This window comes from Actinomadura sp. DC4 (assembly GCF_030406325.1).
Classification (GTDB): Bacteria; Actinomycetota; Actinomycetes; order Streptosporangiales; family Streptosporangiaceae; genus Actinoallomurus.
This window is the reverse complement of the sequence record NZ_JAUEQY010000022.1, coordinates 22,793-40,652: the sequence shown is the minus strand read 5'-3', so window position 1 is coordinate 40,652 and position 17,860 is coordinate 22,793. Positions and strand designations below refer to the sequence as shown.

Annotated in this window: 14 protein-coding genes; 13 read left to right on the top strand and 1 reads right to left on the bottom strand. The window is 70.0% G+C overall.

Features of this window, described 5'->3' with window-relative positions:
• The first annotated feature begins 51 nt into the window (after positions 1 to 51).
• Complete coding sequence (locus QWU11_RS31165) at positions 52 to 1,791, top strand: hypothetical protein (protein WP_290118040.1); 1,740 nt, start codon at positions 52 to 54, stop codon at positions 1,789 to 1,791.
• Between the two features lie 647 nt (positions 1,792 to 2,438).
• Positions 2,439 to 2,741 carry a hypothetical protein gene (locus tag QWU11_RS31160; protein WP_290118039.1) on the top strand — a complete coding sequence of 101 codons (303 nt, stop codon included), beginning with the start codon at positions 2,439 to 2,441 and terminating at the stop codon, positions 2,739 to 2,741.
• Between the two features lie 14 nt (positions 2,742 to 2,755).
• Here the strand turns inward: QWU11_RS31160 and QWU11_RS31155 are convergent, their stop codons facing one another.
• The gene (locus tag QWU11_RS31155; RefSeq protein ID WP_290118038.1) at positions 2,756 to 6,991 is read right to left on the bottom strand and encodes an FtsK/SpoIIIE domain-containing protein; all 4,236 of its coding nucleotides are present in this window, start codon (positions 6,989 to 6,991) and stop codon (positions 2,756 to 2,758) included.
• A 437-nt stretch (positions 6,992 to 7,428) separates the two neighbouring features.
• On the opposite strand from QWU11_RS31155, the gene QWU11_RS31150 reads away from it, so the two are divergent.
• The 11 genes from QWU11_RS31150 to QWU11_RS31100 all read left to right on the top strand — a co-directional run bounded on the left by QWU11_RS31150 (position 7,429) and on the right by QWU11_RS31100 (position 17,859).
• On the top strand, positions 7,429 to 8,220 hold the full coding sequence (locus tag QWU11_RS31150; RefSeq protein ID WP_290118037.1) for a hypothetical protein: 792 nt from the start codon (positions 7,429 to 7,431) through the stop codon (positions 8,218 to 8,220).
• Positions 8,220 to 9,032: a hypothetical protein gene (locus QWU11_RS31145; protein WP_290118036.1), complete on the top strand. Its 813-nt coding sequence runs from the start codon at positions 8,220 to 8,222 to the stop codon at positions 9,030 to 9,032. The genes QWU11_RS31150 and QWU11_RS31145 overlap by 1 nt, the downstream gene beginning before the upstream one ends.
• Positions 9,013 to 10,314, top strand: coding sequence for an ATPase, T2SS/T4P/T4SS family (locus tag QWU11_RS31140; protein WP_290118035.1), 1,302 nt, complete (start codon positions 9,013 to 9,015; stop codon positions 10,312 to 10,314). Before QWU11_RS31145 ends, QWU11_RS31140 begins: the two co-directional genes overlap by 20 nt.
• Positions 10,311 to 11,282, top strand: coding sequence for a type II secretion system F family protein (locus QWU11_RS31135; protein WP_290118034.1), 972 nt, complete (start codon positions 10,311 to 10,313; stop codon positions 11,280 to 11,282). Before QWU11_RS31140 ends, QWU11_RS31135 begins: the two co-directional genes overlap by 4 nt.
• Positions 11,279 to 12,193 carry a type II secretion system F family protein gene (locus QWU11_RS31130; protein WP_290118033.1) on the top strand — a complete coding sequence of 305 codons (915 nt, stop codon included), beginning with the start codon at positions 11,279 to 11,281 and terminating at the stop codon, positions 12,191 to 12,193. The genes QWU11_RS31135 and QWU11_RS31130 overlap by 4 nt, the downstream gene beginning before the upstream one ends.
• 43 nt (positions 12,194 to 12,236) lie before the next feature.
• Complete coding sequence (locus QWU11_RS31125) at positions 12,237 to 12,473, top strand: hypothetical protein (RefSeq protein ID WP_290118032.1); 237 nt, start codon at positions 12,237 to 12,239, stop codon at positions 12,471 to 12,473.
• A gap of 245 nt (positions 12,474 to 12,718) precedes the next feature.
• The gene (locus QWU11_RS31120; RefSeq protein WP_290118031.1) at positions 12,719 to 13,192 is read left to right on the top strand and encodes a TadE/TadG family type IV pilus assembly protein; all 474 of its coding nucleotides are present in this window, start codon (positions 12,719 to 12,721) and stop codon (positions 13,190 to 13,192) included.
• Positions 13,189 to 13,599, top strand: a complete 411-nt coding sequence (locus QWU11_RS31115; RefSeq protein WP_290118030.1) for a TadE/TadG family type IV pilus assembly protein — start codon at positions 13,189 to 13,191, stop codon at positions 13,597 to 13,599. Before QWU11_RS31120 ends, QWU11_RS31115 begins: the two co-directional genes overlap by 4 nt.
• Positions 13,596 to 14,015 (top strand): pilus assembly protein TadG-related protein, encoded by a 420-nt coding sequence (locus QWU11_RS31110; protein ID WP_290118029.1) that lies wholly within the window; start codon positions 13,596 to 13,598, stop codon positions 14,013 to 14,015. Before QWU11_RS31115 ends, QWU11_RS31110 begins: the two co-directional genes overlap by 4 nt.
• A 59-nt stretch (positions 14,016 to 14,074) precedes the next feature.
• Positions 14,075 to 14,884: a hypothetical protein gene (locus tag QWU11_RS31105; RefSeq protein WP_290118028.1), complete on the top strand. Its 810-nt coding sequence runs from the start codon at positions 14,075 to 14,077 to the stop codon at positions 14,882 to 14,884.
• Entirely contained in the window at positions 14,881 to 17,859 is a 2,979-nt protein-coding gene (locus QWU11_RS31100) for a bacterial transcriptional activator domain-containing protein (RefSeq protein ID WP_290118027.1), read from the top strand. The genes QWU11_RS31105 and QWU11_RS31100 overlap by 4 nt, the downstream gene beginning before the upstream one ends.
• The last annotated feature ends 1 nt before the right edge of the window (position 17,860 follow it).

Here is a 17,860-nt window from a genome sequence, read left to right as displayed (position 1 = left end):
GCGCCTAAGGACAGAGACTTCGCGGGAATAAATCCCCAGACATTCGGCCGAATGACGGCTGGGCTCGAACGACGCGCGACGGACGCCGCGCAACGCCTGCGCAGTGTGGTCGGCCTCTGCGCTCAGGTGGGCGTCGGGACCGACGACGTCAAAAGGATGCTGCAGAGCATCGACTGGGCCCTCGGCGAGGTTCCAACACTGAAGCGGCGGCAGAGCCTGGCAGCGGCGTGGGACCTCGGGGAGTTCGGGGCGGGCGGCTACGTCCCGGCGGGTGCAGGCGACCTCGGTCGGTTCCCGTCGAGTGCTGCCGCGGCGAAGGCGGGCGCCGATGACGGCAGGAAGCTGAAAGAACTTCTCCGCCATGGTCGCGATGATGACATAGCGCCTTATATCGACAAGATAGGTGCGAACAAGGCGGATGCAGATTACGCGGCCGCGCTTTATCGGATGCTCGGCGCCTCGGGCACGGCTGCGCTGGGCAGTTACGTCAGAAGGCTGTTGTCGTCTGGCGAAAAGGCGGAGGCGGACGGTGCTCAGCGAGCGATCGGTGACTCCCTTGGGCTGGCGAGTCATAAGACCAAGATCGACGAGAAGTGGCTTGCGGGTTTCAACCGGTACGGGGACCACTACAACTATGAGCTGATGGCTCCGTTGATGAAGTACGGGAGCTTCTCTGATCAGTGGTTGGACTTGGTGGGGCACCGGCTACTAGCCGACAACGGCGGGATGCTCCCTCCGCGGTCGGAAAATATTTGGGAAGCCATGTCGAGGAATCCGCGCTTCGCCACAGACTTCTTCAGCCGGAACCACGACAAGATCCTTCACATCGCGAACAGGTCGATATCAGGCACCGACGGTGCGGAAAAGGGCGTGCCGGACTTCATTCACTCGGCGACCATCGACGGTCGTGACGTGAACCCGAAGCTGGCCGAGGCCAACGTGCGAGACGTTGCGAGCTACTACCGGAACAATCCCACGGAACATGCGGTTCCGCAGGTGCAGCGCATCTACGCCGACATTGTGGATGTGTACTGGGACGACCTGTTCGCGAGCGTGACCTCGCCATCGTTGACCGCCGGAAACCTGGCAAAGCCGAACGACCCCGCTCATGAGACGACGGCCGTCGACAATCCGTTCGGTCCGGGAATCGGCATGCCGGACCAGTACTGGGGTGGGCTGCTGCAGGAGACGCTGCGAGATCCAGAGGCGGCTGCGCACGTTTTGGCCCGATATGGCAAGTGGAAGGAGGGTGGCATTGGCTCTGGCGAGGACAACTACTGGGTTAATTACACTCGCAACAAGCTTTTTCCAGAATATATGCGCGATCAGTTTATGAAAGCGGCGGGCGCCGCGGAAGATAAACGGAAGGCATTCAACCAGCGAGTTGAGACGGTGATCGGAAAAGGAATTGACTGGTCGGTGGCGCCACACGGTGCCCTCAAAGATATGTCGCTGATGGCGATTAAGAAGTCTATAAGTCTAGGTATCAGCGCCATCAACCCAAGTGACCAGCCGCAGGTGAATCCTGATGTGTTCAGTCATCGGCGAGATTGGAGCCAGTTCGCAAACGATGGCCTCAAGGGGTCGGGTGGTTCGCTTGGCGACCCGAGAAAGTACGAGGAGCGCTTTGGTCTCGGCGTTGCTGATGGATTCATCGATCCTGCTACCGGAGGGGCGAGAGATATCGATGAAATAGTGAAGAATCCTCGGACGTTGGCCGCGTATAACGCGTGGCTCGTGGATCCGGCTGTGGTTGACGCGCTGAAGGATCGGTTCAGCCCAGGAGATTAGGTGCTGGCAGATCTCTAGACGAAAGGATTCTCGACAAATTGTCGGAGACGGGGAAGTTCTTCCGGCGGCGCTACAGGTCACTGGCAATCGCTCTTCTTGCGTCGAGTGGTCTAGTTGGCTGCTCGGATCGCAACGACAATGTCGACCCTGTGTCGGCGCGCAGGGATCTGGTAAATAGCAGAGTGGCATTGTCGAAATTCGCGACGGATTTTCAACACAGGTTCGTATCGCTATATGTATCTATGGAAGGTAGTGGTAAATTCACTTATTGCTACAGGCCGGCTGGCGGCTACAGCTACACTGTGGATCTTTCGATGGATGACTCATATAAGACGCACAGTTTTCGTGGAGATATCATCCATCAGGTCATAGAATATTTTGAAGATCATGAGTGGGCCGTAACCGAGGTATGGGGGCCGAATGGCTCGGTTGACAACAATGCCTGGAGACTGGTAGGCGCCAGGAATGAGCTGGCCACATTTGAGCTCAACAACCCTAAAAAGACCTCGGTCTCGCATCTGAAAATAGTTGGAAAGTGTTTCAAGGGGCCATCTGGATCTGTGGACCTGTTGAAGCATGTCGACAGCTTCTCTGGCGTATCGCCCAGTAACTCACCGAAAGCGACCCCGGCGGAATGAGGAGATATAATGACGGCGGAGCCTCTGGTGCCGAATCCGCAGTACCAAAAACTCCAAGCTCTCTTCAACCAGCTGAAAGGTGAGATCGGTGCCATCAGAGTGGCGCTGGACGACGCCAACGCAAAGATAGCGTCGGGAGAGGCGTGGGTCGGCCCATGGGCCAGAACCTGGGGTGGTGACCTCTCGATGAAGAGAGGCCAGTTGAGGTCATCCGCGGACGACCTCATGGACAAGGTTCAGTCCGCCCTCAAGAACTGCCCAGAGAAGGTCAGTCCCCAGGCGGCCAGGTCGCAGCTCAACCCGCGGTATTGACCTCGCTCCATAGGTCACGGACAGACGGCCACCTGAATGGGCAGCGAGGCGCCCGGCTGGATGTACAGACTCCGCCCAGAGGGCGAGCCGATCGCGATGTTCCGGGGTAGGCGGGCGCCAAGGATCTCCCCGTCATCGACAGACTCGATGGCCAGCAGAACACCGACTCTCGACTTAGGCACAGACGCCAGGAAGCTCTGGAAGGTCCGGGCCAATTCGCTGGCGATTCCCGCGATGATCATCCCGTGCTCCCCGTCTCTTGCCTGACGGAGGAGGTCGGCCAGCGTGTCGTCCAGCGGTGTCTCGTACATGAGTTCGGCATCGTCGATCACGATGACATAGCGCTCGAGATGGCCGATGGCGTTCAGCAGCGCATCCTCATCGGCGTCCGCTCCAAGAACGGCGAGCACTCCGGGCCGGTTCTCCAAAAAGCGCAGGGGGGACCGGCGCGGACAGATCAGGACGACCGGCACGGCGCCTTCGCCGATGTCCGGATCCAGCAATGATGCCACCATCGTCATCAGCACGGTCGAGCGTCCAGAGCGAGGTGGCCCCGCGACGGTGAAGCCTGGGCCCTCCGCCGTCAGATCCACGCCTATCGGGCCGAGTTCGTCGCCGCCGGCACCGACCAAGGCCCACAAGGGAGACGGGGCGACGAAGTCGGGGTCCAGGCCGAGCGCCTGTGAGTAGGTGACTCGAACCGGCAGCTCGTCGACGTGCAGTGGGCGGAGTCCAGAGGAAGGTCGGCCGTACGCCCTTTCCGCCTCACGGCCGAGGAGCTGCAAGGCGGCGACCTGGGCCGCTCCGGCCGCATCGGGGGCGAGCAGCGCGATCTGTGACTCCCGCAGAGATGTGCTGCCTGCTCCCATGGCTTCCAGAGCACGCCCGGCGAACATCTCCGATGGCACCTGGCGTTCGCTAACGCCCGCGTAAACATAGTCATTCGGGTCCGACATGCGCAGAATAAGGCGGTCGTCGAACACCGTCGACACCTGGCCGCCCAGACCTGAACGGTCGCCGGTGAAGACGGCTCGCAGGCCCACGGCGGAGCCCTCACGCAGCAGCCGCAGGACTGCGTCGATCAGGCGGCCGTAGTCATAGTTCTCGAAGGCGGAGACGAAGCCTTCCCACCGATCGAGCATCAAGACCATCCATGGGAACCGCTCCGACGGGGCCACCGCCGCGCGCTGTTCCGCCAACGAAGCGAACCCGGTGGCAGCCAACGCCTGCTGCCGCCTCGACACCTCCGTGTGCAGGCGGGCCAGGAGGCGTTCCATTCTTTCGATCTGGTCGCGGCCCACCACCGCTCCGCAGTGGGGCAGGGCGACCAGCGGCAGCAGGGCGTTGGCTCCGCAGTCGATCGCGTACAGGTGGACGTCCGCCGGGGAGCAGGACGACGCCAGCGCTCCCGCCAGTGTTCGTAGCACCGTTGAGCGGCCCGAGCGGGACGAGCCCGCCACGTACAAGTGGCCCCCGTGCACCAGGTCCAGCGTCAGTGCCGATCGGGACTGGGCCGACGGCAGGTCCGTCAGGCCGAAGGCCAGCGGTGCCACGTCGTCCTCGTCCGCGAACACCGCGGGCAGGTCGTCCAGCGTCACCACCGGCGGCAGCGGCTCGAGCCACGGTGGGGCCTGTTCCTCCACGCCCGCGCGGTCGCACGCCTCGCGGATGGCCGACACCAGGACCTTCAGGTCGGTGACCATCGACGACTCGTCCTCGGCCGGCGCGGCCAGGGACAGCGAGTGGCCCAGGCGCGCCCACGGCAGCGGCACCACCTGGGCCGGTACGGCCGCGACGTTTCCCGGCCGCCGGCCGCCGATCCGCGCCGCCTGGACGGCCACCGGCGCCGCCGCGCCCGAGCGTACGTAACACCGGCCCGGCGCGGACTTGGAGATGCGTGCCGCCGAAGGGTCGTCCAGCACGTCCGACGACTCGTCCGGATCCGTCACCCGCAGCGCCACCCGAAGGTTGGTGTTCGCCCGGATGTCGCCGGTGACCACGCCCGCCGGCCTTTGGGTCGCCAGCAGCAGGTGGACCCCCAGCGACCGGCCCCGGCGGCCGATGTCCACCAGGCCCTCCACGAAGTCCGGCAGCTCGCCCACCATCGCCGCGAACTCGTCGATCACCAGGACCAGGCGCGGGACCCGTACGGAGGCCCGCCGGTCGCCCGTGTCGAACAGCTCGCAGTAGTCCTCGATGTCCTTGGCGCCCGCGTGCAGCAGCAGCGACTCGCGGCGGCGGAGTTCGGCGCCCAGGGACTCCAGGGCGCGTTCGGTCAGGTGGCCGTCCAGGTCGGTGACCATGCCCACGACGTGGGGCAGGGACGCGCAGTCCGCGAAGGCCGCGCCGCCCTTGTAGTCGATGAGGACGAACGTCATCTCGTCCGGGCGGTTCGCGACCGCGAGGGACGCGATCAACGTCTGCAGCAGCTCGGACTTGCCCGCGCCCGTCGTGCCCGCGATGAGGCCGTGCGGGCCGTCGCGGCGCAGGTCGACCGAGAAGACGCCGTCCGCGGACACGCCGATCGGGACCCACGTCGTACGGCCGCCGGCCTGCCACACCGACTGGATCTGAGCGGCGGTCGGGGACGGCATGCGCAGGAGTTCGAGCAGGCGGGCCGACGGCGGGATCATCGACTCCGCGTCGTCGCGGGACACGTCGCGTACGGGTGCCAGCGCGCGGGCCAGGCGGTCGCACCACGCAGGCGTCACCTGGTCGGCCAGGACCGCGCCCACCGAGTCGAGGCCGTTGCCGTGCAGCCGTACGTGCGTGGGCCGGTCCCAGTCCCAGACGGCGACGGCCGTGCACTCCTCTGGCAGCAGGCGTTCGTCGTCGTCGATGCAGATCGCGTGCAGGCCGACGTCCGGGCCGCCGCTCAGCACCTGCGGCATTCCCGGGACCCGGCGCAGCTGACGGGCACCGTCGAGGACCAGCAGGATGTTGTACGACCCTTCGGCCACGGTGGGTGCCGCGCCGAACGACGGCTCGGCCGAGCGGCGGCGTTCGGTGATGCGGATCGCGAGTTCGGTCACCCGGCGGGCCACCGTGTCCGGGTCGGTGCCGATCAGCGCGACGCAGTCCTCGCCCTCGCGCGGCGCGCAGTGCGGGAGCCAGCGCACCCAGTTCCAGTGCCGGCCGGCCGCCGGGTCGGCGGACAGGACGACGATGGCCAGGTCGCGCGGGCTGTGCAGGGCCGCGGCCTGCGCGACGAGCCAGCGGGCCAGCGCTCGGGAGCGGTCGCGTGCGCCGGACAGACCCACCACGCCGAGCTCGGCCAGCGGCAGCGGCACCGGGACGGAGTGCGCGATCGGAGGCGGGGGCAGGTCCGGCTCGTCGCCGCCGCCCCGGCCCGGGCGGAGCTCGATGCGGGCCGGCAGGTCGGCCAGGCCGAACCGCAGGTGCAGAGTGTCCGGATCGCCCAGGCGGCGCTCCCACAGGCGTCGGCGCGGGCCGGTCGCGGTGAGCAGGACCTCGGCCGGGTCCGGGGCGAGCGTGCGCCACTCGGTCTGGTCGGCGCGGCGCATGGCCTCCAGCGCCCCGTCGAACGAGGCCTTCTTCGCGCGGTACTCCTTCAGCGACTTCTTGTACGACTTGCGGCCGTACAGCCGGTCCGCGATCCACTCGCCGACCTGGATGACCGGGTACGCGAGCGCCATCAACGCCCAGTACCACTGCCCGGTGAAGATCACCATGACGACGCCGGTCGCCGCGAACAGCAGCGAGCCCAGCAGCCGCAGCCGCTCCCGCTGTCCCTTTTCGGGCTCCTGCGGCACCTCGATGCGCCGGGGCCGGGACTCCGGGCGGATGCGCGGCGGCCGGTTGTACGCGAGCCCGCCGTCCTCGAGCGCCGACAGGTGGGCGTCCGGGGCGGCGGCGGAGCCCAGCGTGAGGACGGTCGCACCGACCTCGAGCACGCCGCCGGGCGGCCACTCGACCATGCCCTCCAGCGGCTTCTGGTCCAGCGTCCCCGCGCCGGCCACGGTCACTCGGCGGGACTCGACCGTGACCCGCAGCGCGTGGGAGGGAACGGACGGGTCGGACAGGCGTACGTCCACGTCGGAGGCGGTGCCGATGGTGGTCGCGCCGATCCCCAGGCGGTGTACGGACCCGGCGGACGGGCCGCCGGCGACGCGTACTTCGGCGATGCCGCTGGGCTCGTCGAGAACGGTCGCGGGCGCCCCGGACGGGTGCACGGCCACGAGGGCGCCGTCGCGGAGCAGCCGTCCGGCCGCCGCGGTGGGGTCGAGCATCCGCCCGCCGGCCCAAAGTGGTTGCGGTGGATCTTCGACCCAGCGGGCGGTCGGAAGGCGTACGACTTGCGCGAGTGGTTCTTTGACGGAGTCGGCGTTCAATGTGGCGATAAGTGACCGAGCAACGGTTCCGACCGTCATATCGGAATCGCCGTTGACCACAACGTCACGGGGACCTTGATCGGTCAGCACCGTGAGCGAGATTCGCATTAGCCCTCCGCATCGCCTGCTTGCGGGACCAGAATAGAGACGAGGGAAGACAGGAGGCAGCGGCTCGGTGAGAGTTTTTCCTTGATCACTTGACAAGTGGCAGGACGGGCTGCGCAAACAATCTGTCGTCGCCGCATTGACGGACAGCGGTAAGGGCGGAACGATGGTTCGCCGCGTACCGTCATACGCAATACAGTCCGCAATCGGCCGAATTGGCGGAGCAGCCTGTGACGACGAGCAGTGATCGCAAGACCGACACGTCCGGGCGTCCGTCGCTCGGAGTGGCCGCCGGTCAGCGCATTCCCGTTCCGCGGCGTGAGCGCAAGCCGGCCATGGCCGCGCTGGCCGTGCTGCTGATCGTCGGAGGCGCGCTGATCAGCGCGTACCTCGTGATGGTGAGCGGCCAGCGGGTTCCGGTGATCAGCGTCGCCCGGCCGGTCGCGGCGGGTCAGCAGATCCCGGCCTCCGCGCTGCAGGAGGTCCAGGTCTCGGCGACCGGTGGCCTCGACTACATCCCGTGGAGCGACCGCGCCAAGGTGACCCAGACCTTCGCGACGGTGACGCTCGTGAAGGGCGCGCTGCTCACCAACGGCATGATCAGCACGGACGCCTCGGTGGCCAAGGGCAACGTCGTGGTCGGCCTCGCGCTCAAGCCCGGCCAGCTCCCGGCCGGCGGACTCCAGCCGGGCGACCGCGTCGCGCTGTACGCCGTCGCCTCCCAGGGCGGCTCCAGCGGCGCGCAGAACGGCACCGTGCTCGCGCCGTCCGCCACCGTCTACGACGTCGTGCAGCCCGGCCAGAACGACATCCAGGCCGACCAGATCACCGTCTCGGTGACCGTCCCGGTCGCGCAGGCGCCCCAGGTGACCCAGGCGTCGTCCGCGGGCGCGGTCGCCGTGGCGCTGCTGCCGGCGGGCGAGAAGGCCCCGCAGACGGCGCCGAAACAGCCGCCCGCGAGCCAGCAGCCGAACGAACCGACGGCCTCGCCCCGTACGACGAGATCGACGGGCACCCCCTGATGGGGCTCGTCGTACTCGCGGCCGACAAGGGGGCGCCGGGCGTCACGACCGCGGCGATCGCGCTGGGCGCCGTCTGGCCCCGTCCGGTCCTGCTCGCCGAGTGCGACCAGGCCGGCGGCGACCTGGTCTACCGGCTGCCCGCCGAGGGCGGCGGCATGCTCAACCCGGCCCGCGGCATGCTCAGCCTCGCCGCGACCGCACGGCGCGGGCTGCGCGCCGAGCAGATCTGGGAGCACACGCAACGCCTCGAGGGCGGTCTCGACGTCCTCGTCGGGCTCACTCGGGCCGAGCAGGCTCAGGGCCTGACCTGGCTGTGGAGCCCGCTCGGCCGCGCGTTCGCCACTCTGCCGGACGTCGATGTCGTGGCCGATTGTGGCCGCCTCGGCGCGGGATCGGCCGTGACCGATCTGCTGCGCGAAGCGTCAATGATTATTTTGTTCACCCGCGCGACGCTCGAACACGTCGCTCACCTGCGCGAACGTATCAATTCCCTGTCCAGCGAGCTCGGCGGGCACGCGGCGACGCCGATCGGCATCGTCGTCGTCGCCGATCCGAGCGAATACCGGACCTCGATCACCGAGGTCGCCCGGATCGTTTCGAACGCGAAACTGCCGGCCTCCGTCCTCGGGGGTTTCGCGATGGATCCCAAGGGTGCTGAAATGCTGAGGGGCCAGTGGGGCGGGCGGCTCGACCGGTCGTTGCTGATTCGCTCGGCACGGCAGATCGCCGGTGAGCTCGCGTCGCGGGTCGTGAGTGTCCCGGGGGCGGATCGCGAAGCGCAGGGAGTGGCAAGTGGACCACAGCCTCGTTAAGCGCCTTCGCCAGGACGTCGGCTCCCGTCTGGCCGACCAGCGCCGGCTCGACGCCGCGAACGGCATCGCCGCGATGAACCCCGAGGACGAGCGCCAGTTCGCGCGCGCCCTCATCGGCCAGGTCCTGGAGGAGTTCGCCCGCGCGGAGATCGGCGCCGGCCGCAGGCCGCCCAACGCCGAAGAGGAGGAGCAGCTCGCCGCGGGCGTGCACGCCGCGCTGTTCGGCGTCGGCCGGCTCCAGCCGCTCCTCGAGGACAACGAGATCGAGAACATCGACGTCAACGGCTGTGACCGGGTGTTCATCGGCTACGCCGACGGCCGTGAGGTGATGGCCGAGCCGGTGGCCGAGTCCGACGAGGAGCTCGTCGAGCTGATCCAGATCCTGGCGGCCTACAGCGGCCTGTCCAGCCGGCCGTTCGACTCCGCCAACCCCCAGCTCGACCTGCGGCTGCCCGACGGCTCCCGGCTCTCGGCGGTCATGGACGTCACCGTACGGCCCGCGCTGTCGATCCGGCGCGCACGTCTGGGCAAGGTGTTCCTGGCCGACCTGATCGGCAACGGCACCATCACCACCGAGATCGGCCTGTTCCTGCGCGCCGCCGTGGGCGCGCGCAAGAACATCATGATCGCCGGGGCGACCAACGCCGGAAAGACCACGTTGCTGCGGGCGATCGCCAACGAGATCCCCGGCGGCGAGCGGCTCATCACCGTCGAGCGCGCCCTGGAGCTGGGCCTGGACCAGTTCGCCGAGCTGCACCCCAACGTCGTCGCGCTGGAGGAACGGCTGCCCAACTCCGAGGGGCAGGGCACCATCACGATGGCCGGGCTCGTACGCCGGTCGCTGCGCATGAACCCCTCGCGCGTGATCGTCGGCGAGGTGCTCGGCGACGAGATCGTCACCATGCTCAACGCGATGACCCAGGGCAACGACGGATCGCTGTCCACGATCCACGCGAACTCCTCCTGGGAGGTCTTCAACCGCATCGCGACGTACGCCCTGCAGTCCGACGAGCGCCTCCCGATCGAGGCCACGCACATGCTGATCGCCGGCGCCATCGACTTCGTGGTCTTCATCGAGAAGCGCAACGAGTACGTCCACGGCGGGCGGCTGCGCCGTTTCGTCTCCAGCATCCGCGAGGTCACCGGCTGCGACGGCCGGGTGCTGTCCAGCGAGATCTTCGAGCCGGGTCCCGACGGCGGCGCGCGTCCGGCCGCGCCGATCGCCTGCGCCCAGGAGCTCGTCCCGTACGGCTATGACCCCTCGCACGGAGCGATCTGGTGACAGGGGCGTTCTCGGGGGATCTCCTGCTCGCGATCATCGCCGGCGCGCTGGTCGGCGGTGGCGTGATGCTGTTCATCGTCGCGGTGCGCGGCGTACGCCCGCGGCCGGGCAAGCCGTCCGGGCGCAGCCGCGAGGAGCTCGTCCGCACGTTCAGCACGCGTACGGCGCTCGCCGTCGTCGTCGGACTGGTCGTGCTCGTCATCACGCGATGGCCGGTGGCCGGCATCGGCGCCGGGCTGCTCGTCCTGTCCTGGAACTCCATCGGCGGGGGAGCCGCCGAAGAGCGCCGGTCGATGGCGCGCCTGGAGGCGCTCGCCGCCTGGACCGAGTCGCTGCGCGACACGATCGCGGGCGCGGTCGGGCTGGAGCAGGCCATCCCGTCGTCCCTGCGTGCGGTGGCGCCGGTCCTCCACCCGCACGTGCAGGCGCTGGTCGACCGCATGCACACGCGCGTGCCGCTGGCCGACGCGCTGCGCAGGTTCGGCGACGACCTCGACGACGCCTCCGCCGACCTGGTCGTCGCCGCCCTCATCCTCAACGCGCGGCTGCGCGGTCCCGGCCTGCGCGACATGCTCGGCGCCCTCGCCACCTCCGCCCGCGCCGAGCTCGACATGCGCCGCCGGGTCGAGGCGAACCGCCGGACCACCCGCCGCAGCGTGCAGATCGTCGTGGGCGTCTCGGTGGGCACCGCGCTGCTGCTCGCCGTCGTCAACCGCGCGTACGTCTCGATGTACGACACCGTCACCGGGCAGCTCGTGCTGGCCGTCGTCGTCGGCCTGTTCGCCGTCGGGTTCATCTGGCTGCGGCGCCTGGCCAAGTACGAGACGCCGCAGCGCTTCCTGGCCTCTGCCGACTCCGACAAGCCGGGCGTACCCGCCGAGGTGCCCGAGACCGTCGCCCGCTGGCAGGGGCAGACGCCCGCGAACGGCTCGACCACCGCGGCCAATCCCCGAGGAGGCGCGCGATGACCATCGCCCTGCTGGCCGGAGCGTTCTTCGGCCTCGGCGCCTACCTCCTGTTCCGCGCGATCTTCCCGCCGCGGCCCGGCCTGTCGGCGCGGCTCGCCGCCTTCGACGCCGCCCGGCGGCGCGGCGAGGCCGAGCCGTCCCGCCGCGCCGCGGGCACGGCCGAGCGGGTGACCGGGCTGCGCGCCCGTGTCGGCCGCTCCCTGGCGGCCTTCTACGAGGCGCGGGGGTGGCAGCAGCGTTCCGTACGCGCGGACCTGGCCCTGCTCGACCGCTCGTTCGAGGCATTCCTCGCCACGAAGTTCCTGCTCGCGACGGCGGCGATCGTCTTCATCCCGATCCTCATCGCCTACTTCGCGGTCCTCGGCCTCAACGTCGTCGTCGCGGTCCCGGTGTGGCTCGGCATCTTCTTCGCGCTGATCTTCTTTCTGCTGCCGGACATGCAGCTCCGGCAGGAGGCGGGGTCGCGGCGGCGCGACTTCCGGCACGCGGTGAGCGCCTTCCTCGACCTCGTCGCGATGAACCTCTCCGGTGGCCGCGGCGTGCCGGAGGCGCTCATGACCGCGGCCAACGTCGGCGACGGCTGGGCCGTACGCCGCATCCGCGACGCTCTCTCCAACGCCCGGATCACCGGGATCACGCCCTGGCAGGCGCTGGGCCGGCTGGGCGACGACGTCAACGTCGACGAGTTGCGGGACCTGTCCGCCGCCCTCGCGCTGGTGGCCGACGACGGGGCGAAGGTGCGCCAGTCCCTGTCCGCACGCGCGGCCAGCATGCGCAGCCGGCAGCTGGCCGACATCGAAGGAAAGGCCGGTGAACGCTCTCAGTCCATGCTCGTCGCCCAGCTTCTGCTGTGCGCCGGTTTTCTGGTCTTCCTGGCCTATCCGGCGGTGATGCGCGTGGTCGCCTCCTGATGAGATCTCGTCCGTCCCCCCAAATCCGACTGCGAGGTACACCATGCAGTGGCTGAACCCGATGAACGACCCGGTCGTCGCGTACGTCCGGTCGTATGTCGAGACGCGCATTCACCGGCTGCGCCACGAGACCGACCGGTCGCGCGGCGCGTCGGCGATCGAGTGGGCCATCATCACCGGGATTCTCGCCCTCATCGCGATAACCGTGGGCTGGGTCATCTACCGGCGGGTCACCGCCGCGGCGAACAAAATCAACGTGGACAACGGGCCCGGGAACTGATCACATTCGCCAATTGACCGGACTCCCGGACCGGGCGTGGCCGGGATCGCCGCCCGCCGGACCTGGATGTCTGCGCGTTCTATCCCAGTCTCTATTTCCCTATTGGGACACCCGAAAATGGCGGCCCGGGGAGGCGGAAGTGTCGCCAGATGCTGATGTAAGGCCATTGGATAATGGTTGACAGGTGTTGAAATTGCTTCGTAGGATTTGACGTGACATCAATGTGCGGCGAGTCGGGGGGCCGTATGGCCTGCCGTCCGTACGCTCATGCCGGGCGCGGCGCGAAGGGGCTCGCGCTCCGTACGAGCCGTCGCCCGGACCGCGGCGCCAACACGCTCGAGCTCGCGTTGCTGACGCCGATCCTGCTGCTCGTCATCCTGTTCGTCGTCCAGTTCGCCCTCGTCTTCCACGCGCGCCACGTCGCGCTCGCCGCCGCCCAGGCGGCCGCACGCGTCGCCCGCGAGCAGCGCACCGGCGACTGGCGTTCGGCGGCGCGGTCGGAAGGGGTCGAGTACGTCAACAAGATCGGTCCTCAGCTCCTCACGAAGGTCGAGGCCGTGCCGGACGGCGACGCGAACCAGCGCGGCGTCACCGTCGGCGGCTACGCCATCCCGATCGTGCCGTTCTTCAAGTTCCACGTCAGCGAGCACTCCGGCGGCCCGATCGAGTGCTACCGGCCCGACGTCGGCACCGGCGAGACCTGCGCGGGCCGGCCATGAGACGCGGCGACAAGGGGACGATGGCGCTCGAACTGGCGCTGCTGACGCCGCTGCTCGTGGCCTTCATGATGGTGATGGTCGGCCTGGGCCGCGTGGTCGAGGCGCAGAGCCAGGTCGACGGCGCCGCACGCGACGCCGCACGCGCCGCCTCTCTCGGCCGTACGCGGGCGGGCGCCGACGCGGCCGCCAGGAGCGCGGCCCAGCAGACGCTGAGCGGCCGCAAGTGGTGCCGCAGGCAGCCCGGCACCTCCGTCGACTTCTCGCAGTGGCGCCAGGGCGGCCAGGTGACGGTGGCGGTCAGCTGCGAGATCGACCTGGCCGGCCTGTCCCTCATCGACTTCAGCCCGACCAAGACCATGAGGGGTACGGCGACGGCGCCGATCGACACCCTGAGGAGGATCGGGTGAGGCGGCCGCACCGCGACCGCGGCACGGTCGCGCTGTTCACAACGATCTTCGCGATGTTCGTGCTGATCCTGGCCGGGCTGCTCGTCGACGGCGGCCTGACCATCCACGCCCGCCAGCGAGCCGCCGACATCGCCGAACAGGCGGCGCGGGCCGCCGCGGACACCATCGACGTCGCGTACCTGCGGCGGACCGGCAAGGCGCGCATTCTGGCCTCCAGCGCCCCGTGCCGGCGGGCGCGGCTGCTCGCCTCGAAGTATCCCGAGGTGAGTGGCCCGATCCAGTGCGACACCGCAGGTGGTGAGTCCGCGCGCGTAATCGTGCAGATCCACGTGAAGTTCCAACTGCTTAGCGCTTTCGGCTTCTCGGACATGACAATGTCCTCATCGGCATCGGCCCATCCGCAGGAGGGGATCTGACACCCGCCGCCCGTGAGCGGCACGGCACCACCCCGGTCCTACGCAGAGGAGTGAGCAGGTTGAGGTTCGCGGTACGCCGGCCGGCCACCCGGCCGGTCACCTCACGCGGTCACCGCCCGCCCGGCGGCGATGCCGTCGCCCTCCCGGCCGGGTCCTCAGCGTGGCTCGACGGCCTGGCCGCCCCCGAAGCAGCCGTGACCGACCCCGCCATGACCGTCCGGCCGCGAAGCGGTGGCACGCCGATCCAGAACCGAAGGTCCCTGGCGCGCGTCCTGCTGAGCCCGGCGGGCCTCGGTGCCGACTCCTCGGCGGGCCAGGCGGGCGTCACGGCCGGGAGGCCGACGACCCGAGTCCTGCCAGGCTCGGTCGAGGCCACTTCCGTGCCCCCGGGATGGCTCGGTGCCCGGGACACGGCCCCGGCGTCGTTCGGCGGCGCGGAGCGGGTCTGGGGCGCCGGCGTGTCGGCTGCGGCGCGGCGGGAGTCGGCGGGCGTTTCGCCTGGCCCGGCTGAGGTCACTCCCGCGTCCCGCGGCACCGTCACGCCGGTGGGCCCGGCCTACGCCACGTCCGAGGCCTCGGCATGGTCTGACGACGCGGGCCAGGCCGGGGACGCCGCGCCGGTCTCCACGTGCGCGGGCTCGGTCGGCGGGCTTCCGGTGCCTGAGGCGTACGGCGCGGCTTCCGCTCTGCCCGAGGCGCTCGGCGCGACGACCGATCGCCTTCTGCTGGGTCACCTTCGCGGAGGGCGGCGGGCCGGCTCGTCCCGGCGGCCGCTCGACGCTTCGCCGACCGTCACCGAGATAGCGGGGAGGGAGCGGCGTACTCCGCCCGGCGCGCAAGCCAGGGCGCTGACGTCGCGCGGCCGATGAGTTCCATCCAGCGGCCTCCGGTACGCATCGACCGCGGGCGGAGCGCAGGCGACGTCCTCGCCGGTGTTCTCGCGCTCGCCGCGCTCGCCGCGTTGCTGCTCGGCGTGCCGTTCGCGCTGCTGACCTTCTTCGGCTCGCCGATACCGCACAAGTTCCCCTCCACCGAGACGCTCACCCAGCGGCTCGACACCACGGCGCTGCTCCACGTCCTGGTGATCATCGTCTGGCTGGCCTGGGCCCAACTGGCCGCCTGCGTGCTCGTCGAGGCGTACGCCGGGATCCGTGGTGTCGGTGTGCCCGCGCGGGTGCCGCTCGCCGGGGGGCCGCAGGCGCTCGCGCACCGGCTCGTCGTCGCGGCGCTGTTGCTGTTCACCGCCACGACGGCGGTCATGCCGGTGATCACGGGGGTGCGCTCGACCCACATCCAGCAGCGGGTGAACCCTCCCGAGCACCGTGAGGTCACGCGGGTGGCCGAGCCCACCGCCCAGCGGCAGGAGAGCCCCGACAACCCGACCCTCATGGAGAAGAACGCGGTACGGAAGATCTACCGCGTACGGCCGCCGGCCGGGCGGCACCACGAGAGCCTCTGGGAGATCGCGGAGAAGTGTCTGGGCGACGGCCGCCGCTACCGGGAGATCTACTCCCTCAACAAGGGCAAGCTCCAGCCCGACGGCACCCGTCTCACGATGGCGAGCCTGATCCGCCCCGGCTGGGTCCTCGACATGCCCGCCGACGCCACGCACGTGGAGATCATCGACAAGGGCCCCCACGACGGGCGGCACGAGCACGGCGTCCCGCACTCGGATGTGCCGGGCGGCGTCCACCACCAAGGGCAGGTCAACACCGAGCAGCAGGCGGTCGAGGCCGCGCGGCACGCCGCCCAGCAGGAGGCGCGTGACGACCAGGCCGACAAGGAGGCCGGCCGCCCGCCGATCGACGAGGGGCCGGACGTGCCCGCGCCGGACGCCCCTGTCCAGCAACCCCCCGTCCAGCAACCCCCTGTCCAGCAGCCGCCCGTACAACAGCCACCGCAACACCAGGAGCCCCAGCAGCAGGAACCGCAACACCAGGAGCCTCAGCAGCAGGAGCCCGCCCACGGGCCCGCGTTCGGCTGGCCGCAGGAGCTCGCCGTGGCGTCGCTGCTGGCCGCCGGCCTGCTCGCCGGGCTCGGCCGCAGGCGGCGCGAACAGCTCTGGCGCCGCGCGTTCGGCACCATGATCGCCCGCCCGGACGGCGACGCCGCGATGGCCGAACAGGCCCTGCGCATCGGCGCCGACACCGACGCGACGCGTCTGCTCGACCTCGGGCTCCGGCAGCTCTCCCAGGCCCTGGCCGCCGACGGCCGTACGCTCCCGACGGTCTACGGCGTGCACCTCGGCGCCGACAGCCTCGACCTGTGGATCGCGCCGGCCGACCGTAACCCGCCCGCGCCCTGGCAGGAGTACGACAACGGGCAGGTGTGGCGGCTGGAGACGACCGCGCTCGACGGCATGAACACCGGCGACTTCACCGACGTGCTCGCGCCGTACCCGGGCCTGGTCTCGATCGGCACCAACGACACCGGCCGCATCCTGGTCGACCTCGAGGCGGCGCACGGCCTGATCGCGCTGCACGGCCCGGATGACGTACGCCGCGCGGTGCTCGCCGCGGTCGTGGTCGAACTGGCCACCAACCGCTGGTCGGACCACATGCGGATCACGCTGGTCGGCTTCGACGAGGAGCTGGCGCTCGTCGCCCCGGACCGGATCCGCGTCGTCGGGTCGCTCGCCGAGGCGCTGCCGGAGCTGGAGGCGCGCAGCGAGGAGGTACGCCAGGCGCTCGCGGCCTCGGGCGTCGACTCGGTGCTGACCGGCCGCTGCCGCGGGGTGTTCGGCGAGGCGTGGATGCCGCACTACCTGATCATGGCCGACCCGCCCGCGCCGGAGGAGGCCGACCGGCTCGTCGCGCTCGCGCGTACGGGCCGGCGCATGGCCTCCGGCTACATCGTCGCCGGCGATACGCCCGGGGCGACCTGGACCTGGGACGTCACCGCCGACGCCCACCTGCGCGCGGGCGTGCTCGGCTTCGACGTCGACGCGCAGCTCGTACCCGAGCAGCACTACCGCGCGGTCGTCGAGCTGTTCCGCACCGCCGGGCGCACCGAGGGAGTCCCGTACGACGACCGGCAGGACGAGCCGCTCGTCACGCCGCCCGGGGCCGACACGCAGCCGTCCGTCGACATCCGGCTGCTCGGCGCCGTCGAGGTCGACGCGCCTGAGACCGTGGACGAGAGCCGCCGCGCGCTGTGCACCGAGGTGCTGGTGTACCTCGCGACGCACAGCGAGGGCGTGCACCCGACCGTCCTCGGCGGCGCGGTGTGGCCACGCGGCGTGTCGGCGAGCGTCCGCGACGCGACCGTGGCGCGCGTGGCCGACTGGCTGGGCCGCGACTCGCGCGGACGCCCGAACCTCTACTACGACGAGCGCGGCCGCATCCGGCTCGGCTCGGAGGTACGCGTCGACTGGGAGATCTTCCGCTGGCTCCTCTGGCGGTCCGCGGCCGAGCCGGCCTCGGAGATGGCGTACATGACCTACGCGCTCGAACTCGTACGCGGACGCCTGATGGACGGCCGCCCGCGTGGCCGGTACGGCTGGCTGGCGATGGAGGACTTCGAGTACGAGGCGACCGCCCGGGTCGCGGACGTGGCCCACCGCCTGGTCCTGATGCGCCTGGACGAGGGCGACGCGAGGGGCGGCGTGACGGCCGCCCGCGCCGGCCTGCGCCTGGCCACGGCCGACGAGGGCCTGTGGCGCGACCTGCTGAGGGCCACGCACGCCACGGGAGACGCGGCCCAGGTCCGCGAGGTCGTGGAGGAGCTGCGCGAGCGCGTCGAGTCCGACCCGTACATCGACCAGATGCAGCCGGAGACCGAGGCCCTGGTCGAGGAGCTCCTCCCGCAGTGGCGCGGCGTCGCCGCCGGCGGCCACGCCGGCTGAC

Coding starts and splice junctions, on each gene's coding strand:
- QWU11_RS31125 (WP_290118032.1), top strand. CDS start 12,237: ATGCAGTGGCTGAACCCGATGAACGACCCGGTCGTCGCGTACGTCCGG.
- QWU11_RS31120 (WP_290118031.1), top strand. CDS start 12,719: ATGGCCTGCCGTCCGTACGCTCATGCCGGGCGCGGCGCGAAGGGGCTC.
- QWU11_RS31115 (WP_290118030.1), top strand. CDS start 13,189: ATGAGACGCGGCGACAAGGGGACGATGGCGCTCGAACTGGCGCTGCTG.
- QWU11_RS31160 (WP_290118039.1), top strand. CDS start 2,439: ATGACGGCGGAGCCTCTGGTGCCGAATCCGCAGTACCAAAAACTCCAA.
- QWU11_RS31100 (WP_290118027.1), top strand. CDS start 14,881: ATGAGTTCCATCCAGCGGCCTCCGGTACGCATCGACCGCGGGCGGAGC.
- QWU11_RS31165 (WP_290118040.1), top strand. CDS start 52: ATGACGGCTGGGCTCGAACGACGCGCGACGGACGCCGCGCAACGCCTG.
- QWU11_RS31155 (WP_290118038.1), bottom strand. CDS start 6,991: ATGCTCGACCCCACCGCGGCGGCCGGACGGCTGCTCCGCGACGGCGCC.
- QWU11_RS31130 (WP_290118033.1), top strand. CDS start 11,279: ATGACCATCGCCCTGCTGGCCGGAGCGTTCTTCGGCCTCGGCGCCTAC.
- QWU11_RS31145 (WP_290118036.1), top strand. CDS start 8,220: ATGGGGCTCGTCGTACTCGCGGCCGACAAGGGGGCGCCGGGCGTCACG.